This window comes from Streptomyces sp. NPDC058464 (assembly GCF_042721035.1).
GTDB lineage: Bacteria > Actinomycetota > Actinomycetes > Streptomycetales > Streptomycetaceae > Streptomyces.
The window spans coordinates 1-11813 of record NZ_JBHXMA010000043.1; the positions used below are offsets into that span (position 1 = coordinate 1).

Here is an 11813-nt window from a genome sequence, read left to right on the forward strand (position 1 = left end):
GCCTCCGGCAGCCGAATACTCGCTACGCTCGTTTCGCGCGTCCCCGCGCGAAAAGGCCGCCTCCGGCGGGGCGTTGTGAAAACGGCCTCCGGCCTTTTTCACAACGTGCGTGCCTCCGGCACGAAAAGCAGCGGCATCGCGTGTGCCTCCGGCACACGGATTGGGGAATGGATGGGCGGGTTTATGTTCGGGAGTGGGGTGTTGGGGTTTGAGTTGAGGAATCGTCATGGTGGGGGGTGACTCCCAGGGTTGGGGAATCCTCCCGGATTCCCGTACGGGCGAGGGTATTTGACTGGTATTCCGTAAAAACAAGTACACCACGGAATACGAGAAAAGGAAAACCCCCGACTTCGTGAACCCCGGTTACCGAACACGACTGAGGGAGCGGCCTGCCTCCGGCAGGACCACCACCACGAACCGACGGACACGAGAACGGTGCGGGCCCACACGGCTCGTACAGGCGCGGAGACGGTACGAGAGGCCACGGCGGCCAGGCTCCCCCAGCTCCACCCCCACACCGGCCCCCACAAGGCCGGCCGACCCCACCCGCGCGACGCCCACCGGGCGACGCGCAACCACACCACCCCAACCCCCCACCCCGAAGCCCGCCACCCAGACAAGCACCCCGCCCCCCATTCCTCACTCATCCTTCAAACGGCAGCGGGAAAAGTGGCAGCAGAGGGGGATGTCAGACCCCCGACCATGCCCGGAAGGCTTGGTTGACCTGCGCGTATGCGGACCCTTCCCGAGTGGCTCGCGCAAGAGTTGTTGCAAGAGAAGGCGCAGGAGTTGGCGCAAGAGTTGTTGCAAGAGATGTTGCAAGTTCCGGCGTTTCGGGGTGCCCCCTCCCCCGGAGAGTGTATTATTGTTTTTGCGGGTCGGGCGGCAACCTGATCAGCGCTCAACCACCAACCCGAGGAGCCCCCTTGGAAACCGGAACCGTCGACGCAGTAAGCCGACTCACCATCCTTCTCCCCGGAGCTCACAAGACCGATGCGTCTATCGGTCTGACGCTCATTCCCCTTCTCAAGATCCCGAACGCCATCATCGAATTCCGGCACCCTACCGCCGCGCGCGTGTGGTGGGAAGGCTGGTGCGAGGCAGCCGCAATTCTCGACAGGGTTTTTCCCGAGCAGGTTGACCCGGGTGAATTGAGCGAGCCGGAACTCACAATCAATTCGTTCGTAATCCTGGATGACGTGCCCCGCCGCGCCAAGATCCGTGCTCGCAGCACAGCAGCGAGCGCCGGTGGAATCGGCGCACTGTCCGTCACCGTCGGAGGTCTGACGATCACGTGCGCCTCACGTGCTGCCGTCGAGTGCCAGTGGCGCGGGTGGCGTGAGGCGTACGACGTGTTCGCCCACGACGGAGGGTTCGGACTGCCGTCCGCAGACCAGGTTGCCGAGCGTGTACGGGCCAATCAGGCCCGCCACGGGGTCACCGAGCTGTTGACGGCAGCCGAGGAGCAGCGGGCAGCCCGGAGGCTGTGACGCGCCCAGGGGGGCGCCTGCCGGGCGCCCCCCTCCCCCAAGGACCACAGCCACCAGAGAAGGGATCAGGATGACCGAGACGGGACCGCTCAGCCTGGGGCAGCGCGTGAGGATCGAGCGCCGCCCCACGCGGAAGCTGTCTTCACTCGCCCGCCCGAGGACGCCGAGCCAGGGCGACCCGTGGCCGGAGGTGTGGGACGGCATGCTGTTGCAAGCGTGCTACGAGCACGGCGAGTTGACCGCCGTCGAGATCTACGGCACGCGCAGCGGCACCGCCGAGAAGAGGCGCGTCCGTTTCTACCTGGGAGGGGACATGCCCTTTCGTACCACCGTGACGCCGGTGGAGCCGTCGTAAGTCGCCACGCCCGGGGGGTGATTGTCCTTGACGATCACCCCCCGCAAGAGCGTATTATTGATTCTGCGGGTGAGCGGCAACTCATCCGCCACCAACTGACCCGAGGCAGGGGACATGAGCGAGTACCAAGACCACATCCGACAGACGCTCGACGGGATGGACCCGGAGGCTCACGAGGAGTTCAGCGCAGATGAGATGCGCTGGACCCCCGCGCCCGACAGCGCCGCCCCGCTGCGCGCAGCCGTCACCGCCGCCCAGGCGCACGCGCTCCTTGACCTTGCGACGGATGCGTACCTGGCCGTCGTGAATCTCCTGGAGGACGGCACACACCACATGGTGGGTTGCGCCAACACCCCGGACCGGACACTCACCGAAGGGCACGAACTCACCGTTTTCGGCGAGATTGTGACGCTCGACCAGGACGAAGCCTTGCGGCTCACCGTCGTACTCGCGGCCGCCCTGGTCGAGTGCTCCACCGGCGCCCTGGTCGTGCGCACCTTCGCCCCGGACGGGTCGGAGTGGGTACGCGGCTGGACCGTCCGGAACAGGTGGCTTCGGCCCTTGACCGCCCAGGAGATCCAGCGGGCATACAGCACCGACCCCACCGGTACCCCGCTCCCCCCTGAGCCTGGCCTTGAGTACCGCCAGGCCGAGCGCGTATCGCGCCCGGAGACCGAGGCGGAGACCCGCACGGTGAGCGCCAGGAGCACCGCGCCCCGGGACAACCGGCCCCCGAACCGCCGCAACTGAGCACCAGCCGCCCCGGGGCCGGTCGCCCGATCGGCCCCGGGCGCGAACGCCCTGCCTCCCCCCTGCCCTGCCTCCCGGTGTGAGCGGCAACTCACCCGGCACCAACCCGACCCGGAGAGACCCGACATGACCGCGACCACGCACCCCGCCAGCAGCACGAGCGCCACGGCCCAGAGGCCGGCCCCGATCCCTGCCGAAGTGCCGGCGCCCACCGCCCCGACCGCCGCGCACCTCCACACCCCGGACGTCCGGGGTGCGGCCCTGCCCCGCAACCTGGTCCGCCTCACCGCCCAGGCCGAGAAGGCTGGATGGACGGCCACCGTCCAGACGCAGCCCGGACACTGCGCGCTGCTGCTCACCGCCCGTCACAAGGCCGGGGAAACCGTCCTGCGCTGCGTGTGGCGACTCACCGCCCGGGGGCAGCGCTGGGACGGCGCCACCCTCACCCGCTCCGGCCAGACGGCCGCTCAGGGCATCGCATGGCGCGCCGTCGCGAACCTGATGACCGCCGAGGCGCCCACCGCCCCCGCACAGCCCGCCACGGCGGATACTCCGGCGCGCGTTCCGGCCAAGACCGCGGCGGATACTCCGGCCCCCCGGAAGCGCGCCCGGAGGGCACCCTCCGCGGCCGACGTCGAGCGTGCCCGCAGGGCGGCGGAGGAGTGGCCGGAAGCGATGCACGCGCGGTCGCTGGACGAACGGTACGAGGGGGAGTTCCGGCGCTCCGACCTGCTGTCGGAACTGTCCGTCTGCGGTGAGCGGTTCCCGTTCCGTTTCCACTTCAAGTCGGGCGGCGGCCACACCGTGAGCCTTCCGACGGGGGACGTGCGCGGTACGTGGGGCGAGGTCACGGGGGCCGCTATCGCGTACGTGATCGCGAAGCGTCCGGCATCGGTGCTGCGCGCGACGGCCGAGACGGCGCGCGTGTACGGCATCCATGCCGAGCGTGCGGCGGAGAGGGCCGAGGAGAACGCGCAGACAGCCGTGTCGGTCGGCATGGCGCGCGCTGCCCTGAACACGGTCCGTGCGTTCGCTCAGCGCATCGATTGGGACGCGCTGACGAACGAACAGTACGACAGCGCCCGGGGTGCAGTCCGTGAGGCCGAAGAGTGCGCAGAGGGGGCCGAGTCCGCGTACGGGCTGGGCGACGTCGACGCGGCCCGTTGGGAAGCGCGTGACTCTCTCGCCGTCGTGCGCTGGTTCGGACTTGATGCGCCGACGCCTCAGGAGTGCGCAGAGCGGGCGCCGGAACCGCGCGCGGTTGCTGGGCGGGTGCGGCCCCAGGCGCCGGCGTTCCTGCTGCGCATCACCCGCCCCGGGTGGGAAGGACCGGCCGAGACGGCCGAGACTCCGGCCGGTGACGCTCCGGCCGGCAGCAACGTGAAACCGGACACGGCGACTTCCAGGGAAATGGGCGCGGACGCGTCACAAGAGGTCTCAGGGAAGGCGCCCGAGGCGGCGGGCACCGGTCCGGCCGAGGGCGCGCCGGTCGTGGTGGAGCGTCCGGCGGTGCTGCCCGACGCCGTGTCGGACCCCGGCGGGGTGGACGGGTGGGAGACCGACGGAGGCGCGGTTGGGGTACTGCCGGTGATCTGCCACGGCAACGGGGGTGGGGTGTTCCCGGTGGCGTTCCGTGGCCCGTACGAGGGCACGGTGCGGGTGTCGCGGGCGTGGCTGACGGAGCGTGCGCGCCGTGCGCTGACCGTGGCGCGTGAGCGGCTGACGGCGGTGGAGGAGCACGCGGAGACGTGCGCGGCGTGGCGGCGGGATGCGTACGACCTTCACCAGGAAGTACGCCGGTCGGCCGGTGTGCTGGGGCCGGACGTGTGGGTTGCGGAGGAGACGGCGGGGGCGTGGTCCGCACGTGCGCGCGAGGTGTCGTGGGCCCAAGACAAGCGGCGCCAGGACGCGCGGGATGTGGTGCGGTCGCGTGAGCGTGCGCTGTCCGCGCTGGAGTCGGAAGCCAGGGAGGCCGGGGAGCGTGCGACGGCCGGTCGCAACTTCCTGGCCCGTGCGGCAGCCGGTGACGTTCCGGCGGGCCGTGGGGCGTGGGCATCGGCCGATGGCGGAACGGCAGTGATGTTCGAACTTCCGGCATGCGCTGAGGTGTCACCGGACATGGAACACGCGCCGGGCATGGCGGAGCGTCGCGCGTTCGTGGATCTCCTCGCGGACGCCGTGTCGGCCCGTGACGAGGGGCGCGCGCTGATCGGCCGTGACCTCCCCTCGAAGAAGACGCACGGGCGTACGGGCGGGATCGAGAAGGGGCAGGCGTCCGCGTCGGTCAAGGCCCTGGTTCAGCCGTGGAAGGCGCCCAAGATCCCGGCGGCGGGTAAGACGCCGACGGCCGCTCAGTTGGAGGACTGGCAGGACGGTTACGCGGGTGCGCCGGTCGTGGCGGAGACGGAGACGGCGCCGGGTGTGTGGCTGCCCATGGCTGCCGTGGCGTTCGCCGAGACGGCGACGGCGAACGGGTGGACCGTCGCCATGCAGCGCCAGGGCGCCACGGTGACCGTGCGCGCCGGGGGCCGGGCCACGGGCAAGGTTCCGGGGGAAGTGCGCGCGGTGTGGTCGGCCGGTCTGTACGACGTGACCGCCTCGGGTGCATGGGTGGACGGGGTCCGGCTGGACACCGTGGCGACACTCCACGCGGTGAACGCCACGGTTGCCCAGCAGTGCAAGGCGCCGGGTGCTCTGGCCGAGGACGCGCGGCCGGACGCGCACGCGGACGCGGCCGACCTGGACGGGTGGGAGGGCGAGGGCGGAGCGCTCGCGCGGGACGGCGGAGAGCTCCCCCCGCCGGCACCCCGTGCCGAGGTGTCGGCGCCCGCGGCTGACGTGGTGTCCGACCCGTCCGGGGTGGACGTGTGGGAGGCGGAGGGCAGCACGGTGCCGGACGTCGACCCCCCGGCCCCCGTCGCAGCGGCTGTGGCGGTTATGCCCACCGCCTGGGCGAAGCCTGCCGGGCGCGGTGACTGCGCGGCGGCAAATACGTGTGGCGGGTTCGGGGTGTTGCTGTGGGACGTACCCGGCTGTGCTCCGCGCTGCGCGGAGTGCGCCGCACGGGTCATGGGGCACTCTCCGGCGGCGCTGCGCGCGCTCACCCTGCCCGGGGACGTCGCGGAGGAGCAGGCTGAGGCGGCGGACATCGTCATTCGGCACACCCACGAAGACGGCACCACCGTTGAGGGCTCCATCAAGGGCGACGGGGTGTGGGAAGCGTTGCGCCCGCTGGGCTGGACCTACCGGCGAACGCCGGGGATCTTCATCCGGGGCAGCCGCTACAAGGGCGCCGACCGGTGGAAGATCAACCGGGCGGCGGACGCCGTGCGCGCACTCGGCCTGTCGTGCGCTGTGGTGATCGATGAGGGCATGTCGTTCGCCGAGCGGGAGGCCGCCCGCGTGGATGCGGCCGAGGAGCGGACGGAGCGGTACGCGGACCGGGCCGGACGCGCGGCGGCATCGTCGCAGTCGGCGCGGGATGCCTCGGACCGGATCGGCGAACGGTTCTGGATGGGTCAGCCGATCTTGGTGGGTCACCATTCGGAGGGGCGCGCCCGCAGGGACCAGGAGCGCATGCACAACGCGATGCGCAAGAGCATCGCCGAGGGCGAGCGGGCAGGTTACTGGGCATCCCGTGCGGCGGCGGCTGAGGCGTACGAGCGGTACCGGAAGAACCCGGGGCGCACGCTGCGCCGTATCGAGAAGCTGGAGGCGGAGCGGCGCGGCGTTCTGCGGGAGCGTGACGGTGCTGACGACAAGGGCCGTGCGGCTGATGTGTGGCGACGCGGGCCGTCCGAGGCGCGCCGGGAGGAGCTGACGCGCCGTCTGGCCGAGTACGACGAAGAGCTGACGTACTGGGCGGAGACGATCAAGGAGGCGGAGCGGCGCGGCTTCAAGGTGTGGGGCAAGGCGGACTTTGTCCGTGGTGACTTCGCGCGGTGGCGGGGGTCCTGGTACGAGGTGACCCGGGTCAACGCCAAGACCGTGACCGTGCCGCACATCCACGCCGCGTTTGACGGCGGCGCCGTGGGCGCGGTGGGCGGTTGCCGAGTGGTCACCCGTGCTGCAACGGCGGAGACCCGGCATAAGGGCAGCACGTACACGCTCCCCTACAACGAGGTGAGCGGGCGCATGTCGGACGAGCAGATGCGGGCCGCGCTCGCAGGTGAGGCGATCCCCTCCGACCCGCGCGACGTCACCCCGGAGCCCACCCCGGAACAGGCCGCCGAGGCAGAACGAGCGGACGACGCGAGGGAGCCGGCCGGGCACCAGGACCAGACCGCCCCGGCTCCCCTGGAGGAGGCGCCGCTATGCGACTGAGCCAGCGCCGCGCGGACACCCTGAACCGGCACGTACGGTTCCTGCACCGACGCCGCAAGGACCGATCAACGTTGCCGTGTCTGGAGACCGGCGGCACTCAGGTCTACGCCTACTGGGAGCGCGGTGCAGGCCTGGTGGTGTCCGTCCATCTGGACACCGGCGAGGTTCCGTCCGACCTGATCAGCCGGGACGGCACGATCGCGGTGCGGATCACCGTCAACGGTCACGACGTCTTCGTTGCCGACTGACCAGCAAGAGTGTATTATTGATTTTGCAAGTCCGGCTGAGCGGCAACTCACCGGCACCAACTCGCAGCAGCGGAGCCCCAATGTCCACGTACCTCCCCTCTCAGCTCACCGGCGACCGCCTACACCCGGGCGCCGCCGTCACCGACCCGGGCACCGTCGAGGCCTGGGAGACGGACGGCGGAGCCGTCCCCAGGGCCGAGCCGACCGCCGGCACCGCCGCGGCCCGTCCCGCCGCACCGTCCGCCGCCGAGGTCGCCGAACTGCCCCCGAGGGCACGCACGCTGGCCGAGGCAGCGACGGCGAACGGGTGGGGCGTAACCGTCACCTCCGAAGGCATCGCGGAAGGCGTCCACGTACGTACGGTCAACCTGACCGGTGCATTCCCCACGCCGACCACGACCGCGGAACTCACCGCCCGGTGCGTGTGGTACGGCTCCAGCTACTGGGCAGAGGTGTCCGAGCGCAACGGCCGGTATGCCGGCGGTTTCGGCGAATTCCTCGCGTGGGTGCGTGAGGCTCCCGCCATGTGCCGCGCGGGCAGGGAAGCGGGCTGGATCCGGCCCGGCAGTCCGCTGCCGGGTACGGAGTTGGAGATTGTGCCGCTGCCGCAGTGGTACGACGGCGCGCCCCGGGAACGCATCGCCGTCCGCGACGCGCGGATGTACGCGCGCTACACCCAGACCATCCACCGCAACGACACCGGCGTCCCCGTGCGGGAGGCCCCCGGCTACGGTCAGCCTCACCTCAGCGGCGGCGCGGTACGCGCATTCCTCGGCGGCGGCGCGGTACGCGCATTCCTCGGCGGATCACTCGGATTCTGGCTTTCCAGCCAGGCCACCATCACCGACGACGAAACGATCATCTACCGCCAGACCAACAGGCATTCAGCGATCACCTTCACGCCGGACCGCGAATCCGGCGTCATCATCACCCACCCGGAGCGGTACATCACGGCCGACGCGTACCGCGTCACCGGACACGGCCGCCTCCCGCAGGTCTGGACGCAAGCAGCCGTCCGCGAGGCAGTTTCCGAAGCCACGCGCCCGGGCCCGATCGACTGGCCGGACGGCTGGGCTCTGCTCATGCCGGATGAGTCCGTGCGGTTCGCCCCACGAGGTTTCCCCTGGAAGTCCGGAGACGTGTACATCGCCGAGCCCACCGCCCCACCCCAGGAATGGGGACCACGGTGCGGGACGTGCGACCGGTACGCGACAGAGCACGACCCCGCTCGCGGATGGGGACGCCGGTGCAGCGCCTTTCAGCCGCCGACCGACAGCTGACGAACGCCTCCTGCTGGCGCGCGGCACGGACGTCGTAGCCACGTCCCCATCGCACGCACGACCGCCCTGGAGCGGTCCGGGCAACCAGGCCAGGACCGCTCCCCCACACCACCCCGAAAGGCGGCACGCCATGGCCGGAAAGCTCAGCAAGGAGCAGACCAAGCAGCACAACCGAGCGCGCCAACTGGTCGACATGGCCCGTGACTTGACCGATGAGGAGCGGGAATTCGTTCTCGACCACTTCCACGAGTCCGCGAACATGGGCCGCACCCTGGACGGCGCGTTCTTCACGCCGGCCGAGCTCGCCGGCGAACTCCACCACGTGATCCCGGGGGACCGTGTCATCGACCTGTGCGCGGGTATCGGCCGCCTGGCCTGGCACGCCCGCGACTACTGGATCCGGCGCTGGGAGGGTTTGCCGCCGCGCGAGATCGTGTGCGTGGAGAAGGACCCGGAGTACGTGCGGGTCGGGCGGCGCGTCCTGCCGGAGGCGAAGTGGATCTGTGCTGACGTGCTGGACGTTCCAGGCATGGATCTCGGCCCCTTCGACTGCGCGATCAGCAACCCGCCGTTCGGGCGGATCAAGCGCAGCGGCAACTCCCCCGGGTACCGGGGGCCGCTGTTCGAGTTCCACGTGATCGCGGTCGCCGAGACGCTCGCCCGGCGGGGGGCGTTCATCATCCCGAGGGAATCCGCCCCATTCCGCATCGAGACCGGGTTCGTCCGTCAGGACTCTGCCGCGTACGAGCGCTTCCACCGCGAGACCGGGATCACGCTCCGCCCCAACCCCGGGATCCCGACGGACGAGTTCCGCGACCAGTGGCGCGACGCCTCACCGGCCGTCGAAATCGTGCTGCACAACCGCGACGAGGACGAGTTGGAGGCCAGGGCGGAGCGGGCCGCCCTGGCGGAGCGGGAAGCCGTGGCCATCCGCCCGCGCAGGCCGAAGACCACCCGGCGGACCAGCGCGGCGCCCCAGGCCGCGCAGCCGTCCCGTTCCTGCGACGGCGGGGACACCCTGTTCTGAAAGGGCATTGATCACCGCCCGTGAAGGTGTATTATTGATTTTGCAGGTGGGCGGCAACTCACCGGCCGCCGACCGACCCACCGAGGAGACAGGGATCCGCACATGGGCGCCTACGGACACGACATCACCGCCGGAATGCTGGTCTTCGACCGGGAGGACTTCACCGCCTACCGGCCCGGATCGGAGCCGGTCTGGCTGGTCGAGAAGGTCGCCGGACACGAGGAGCGCAGCCCGGGCGGCACCACCATCTACAGCACCTTCGCGCACGTGCGGAACGCCGAGGCCCACGGCAGGGACACCACCGCGTCGAACTCCGGCTGGACCAGCACCAAGCCCGTGATCCGGCTGGTCGAGGCCGCCGCCGAGGACGACCACACCAAGCCGGGCGCCTTCCGCATGGACCGCGCCATGGTGGCCTTCCTGCGGGCCACCCGCTTTCGCGGGTGCACCTCCGACGACTACCCGACCGTGCGCGACCTGGTGAACGCCGCCCCCTACGACCGGCACGGGTTCCTCGTGGGCGCGCGCACGGTCACCCCGCACGGCCTGCGCTACGAACTCGGCGCCCTGTTGGTCTGCCTGGGGAACCTGTCGTGCGACCTGCGGGCAGGCCGCACGACCGCCGCCGACCTGGAAGCGGGCGGCATCTCCGTGCCGCTGCTGGAAGCCACCCGCGAGGCCCTGCGCACCGCCGACTCGGCCGTCCGGGCCTGACCGCCCCCGCCGGGCGCCGACCACGGCGCCCGGCCCCCTCACCGGATTGAGCGGCAACTCATCCGGCACCACCCGATACAGGAGGACCCACAATGACCACGATCCGCCGGAACTGGACCAACCGCGTGGCGGAGATCCGCGCGACGGCCCGCGCCTGCCGCGCCTACGACTCCGACAGCGGCAACATGGTGCCGGTCGACCCGGCCAGCGCGTTCGAGGCGTGGGAGAGCACACCGCGCGCCCGGCTCACCGAGGACACCCCCGGGCAGAAGTGGACGGTCCACGTTCACTCCAACCGGTTCTACGTCCTGACCGCCGAGGACCCCGACGCCCCGGGCGACAGCACGCCGACCACTGCCGCCGAGGCTCCCGCAGCTCCCACCGCCGCCCCCGGAGGCCCGCCCGCGCACCGGACCCCCGAGCCCGCCCGGGTACGCGACCACATCGCGGCCCGCACGCTGGTCCAGCGCGGGCCGGTATCCGGCATGCCGGGCCGGGACCGCCTCGGTCACCTGCCCGACCTGGCGGTCGATCTCGTGGGCAAGGCCGTCCGCGTGCGGCTCGCCCAGGGCTTCAGCCACGAGGAGATCCGGGACGAGTTCGAGCGCGAGCGCGCCGAGGCCGTGACCAGCGGGGACACCGGAAGGGCCCAGGGCCTGGAAACGATGCTCACGGTGCACGCCGCGATGACGGCCGAGGAGAACACCCCCGAGCCGCCCACCGGCCCCACACGCTGGCCGCTGCCCGCCCCACCGGCCAGCGGCCCCGACGCCCCCGGCGGCAGCTCCCCGGAGGAGCCACGGGAGCACCGCAGCTCACCCCGGACCGCCCGCGCCAGCAGTGACAACGTGCTGTCCCGTATCGACGCCGCCCTGCATGACGCGGCCGTCACAGGCGACCCCGAAGTCAGCGACGACGCCATGCGGTCGGTGCCCCTGGCCGACCCGGACGACATCATCCACGCCTACACCCGCGCCCGGGCCCTGGCGGATGGCGTCCTCACGGCCGTCGACGCCGAGTTGGCCCGTGAGGCCGGCTTCCGGGTCCCCGTTGCCCTCACCAGCGCCGTGTGGGAGGGCTGCGTGGCCTGGAACGACGGCGACAGCGAGCGGCAGGTGCCGCAGGACGAGCGCGGCCGCCTGTGGGACGTGCTGACCATGGCCCGGGCGGCGATCCGGCGCGGGGGCGGGGACAGCGACCGGGTCACCGTCGACCTGCGGCGGGTGCCGCGCGACGGCCGCACCCGCAAGGCGCTGCGGATCCAGCTCGTGTGCGCGATCGGGCCCGGCGACCACGGCGAGGCCGTGATCACGATCATGGAGCCGCACGAGGACTGACCCCGGCGATCCGAGGGGCGCGCCACCGCCCCTCGGATCCTGACCGACCGCACCGCCGCAGTTCCCCGGATGAGCGGCACCTCATCCGGCACCAACCCACCGAAGGACGACCCGTTCTGACCACCTCTGTGCCCTGCGCGGCGGAGACCGCGAGGCGCCCCGGCCTGCACGATTGCCCGATTATCCCTCTTAGGGAAAGGGTGTTGCCCCTTCCCCGGGAGGACGTATAATTGATTTCATGAGTAAGCGGCAACTTGCTCGACACCAACCCGATCAGCGCGAGGAGCAA

At 71.3% G+C, this 11813-nt stretch carries 9 protein-coding genes; all 9 read left to right on the forward strand.

Annotated features, from left to right (window positions below):
• The first annotated feature begins 926 nt into the window (after positions 1-926).
• The 9 genes from ACFWPQ_RS40705 to ACFWPQ_RS40745 all read left to right on the forward strand — a co-directional run bounded on the left by ACFWPQ_RS40705 (position 927) and on the right by ACFWPQ_RS40745 (position 11524).
• Positions 927-1490 (forward strand): hypothetical protein, encoded by a 564-nt coding sequence (locus ACFWPQ_RS40705; protein WP_384046737.1) that lies wholly within the window; start codon positions 927-929, stop codon positions 1488-1490.
• Between the two features lie 202 nt (positions 1491-1692).
• On the forward strand, positions 1693-1845 hold the full coding sequence (locus ACFWPQ_RS40710; RefSeq protein ID WP_384046740.1) for a hypothetical protein: 153 nt from the start codon (positions 1693-1695) through the stop codon (positions 1843-1845).
• 114 nt (positions 1846-1959) lie between these two features.
• Positions 1960-2595: a hypothetical protein gene (locus tag ACFWPQ_RS40715; RefSeq protein WP_384046742.1), complete on the forward strand. Its 636-nt coding sequence runs from the start codon at positions 1960-1962 to the stop codon at positions 2593-2595.
• A gap of 126 nt (positions 2596-2721) precedes the next feature.
• Positions 2722-6918: a DUF3560 domain-containing protein gene (locus tag ACFWPQ_RS40720; protein WP_384046745.1), complete on the forward strand. Its 4197-nt coding sequence runs from the start codon at positions 2722-2724 to the stop codon at positions 6916-6918.
• Positions 6909-7166 carry a hypothetical protein gene (locus ACFWPQ_RS40725; protein WP_384046748.1) on the forward strand — a complete coding sequence of 86 codons (258 nt, stop codon included), beginning with the start codon at positions 6909-6911 and terminating at the stop codon, positions 7164-7166. The genes ACFWPQ_RS40720 and ACFWPQ_RS40725 overlap by 10 nt, the downstream gene beginning before the upstream one ends.
• Before the next feature lie 80 nt (positions 7167-7246).
• Positions 7247-8446, forward strand: a complete 1200-nt coding sequence (locus ACFWPQ_RS40730) for a hypothetical protein (protein WP_384046751.1) — start codon at positions 7247-7249, stop codon at positions 8444-8446.
• A 130-nt stretch (positions 8447-8576) separates the two neighbouring features.
• On the forward strand, positions 8577-9473 hold the full coding sequence (locus ACFWPQ_RS40735; RefSeq protein WP_384046754.1) for a methyltransferase: 897 nt from the start codon (positions 8577-8579) through the stop codon (positions 9471-9473).
• Between the two features lie 102 nt (positions 9474-9575).
• Positions 9576-10187, forward strand: coding sequence for a hypothetical protein (locus ACFWPQ_RS40740; protein WP_384046757.1), 612 nt, complete (start codon positions 9576-9578; stop codon positions 10185-10187).
• 92 nt (positions 10188-10279) lie between these two features.
• Positions 10280-11524 carry a DUF6573 family protein gene (locus ACFWPQ_RS40745; protein WP_384046760.1) on the forward strand — a complete coding sequence of 415 codons (1245 nt, stop codon included), beginning with the start codon at positions 10280-10282 and terminating at the stop codon, positions 11522-11524.
• Positions 11525-11813: the final 289 nt, after the last annotated feature.

Bases quoted from the DNA above. Each gene is read 5' to 3' on its own strand.
- ACFWPQ_RS40720 (WP_384046745.1), top strand. From the start codon at position 2,722: ATGACCGCGACCACGCACCCCGCCAGCAGCACGAGCGCCACGGCCCAG.
- ACFWPQ_RS40725 (WP_384046748.1), top strand. From the start codon at position 6,909: ATGCGACTGAGCCAGCGCCGCGCGGACACCCTGAACCGGCACGTACGG.
- ACFWPQ_RS40715 (WP_384046742.1), top strand. From the start codon at position 1,960: ATGAGCGAGTACCAAGACCACATCCGACAGACGCTCGACGGGATGGAC.
- ACFWPQ_RS40745 (WP_384046760.1), top strand. From the start codon at position 10,280: ATGACCACGATCCGCCGGAACTGGACCAACCGCGTGGCGGAGATCCGC.
- ACFWPQ_RS40740 (WP_384046757.1), top strand. From the start codon at position 9,576: ATGGGCGCCTACGGACACGACATCACCGCCGGAATGCTGGTCTTCGAC.
- ACFWPQ_RS40710 (WP_384046740.1), top strand. From the start codon at position 1,693: ATGCTGTTGCAAGCGTGCTACGAGCACGGCGAGTTGACCGCCGTCGAG.
- ACFWPQ_RS40730 (WP_384046751.1), top strand. From the start codon at position 7,247: ATGTCCACGTACCTCCCCTCTCAGCTCACCGGCGACCGCCTACACCCG.
- ACFWPQ_RS40735 (WP_384046754.1), top strand. From the start codon at position 8,577: ATGGCCGGAAAGCTCAGCAAGGAGCAGACCAAGCAGCACAACCGAGCG.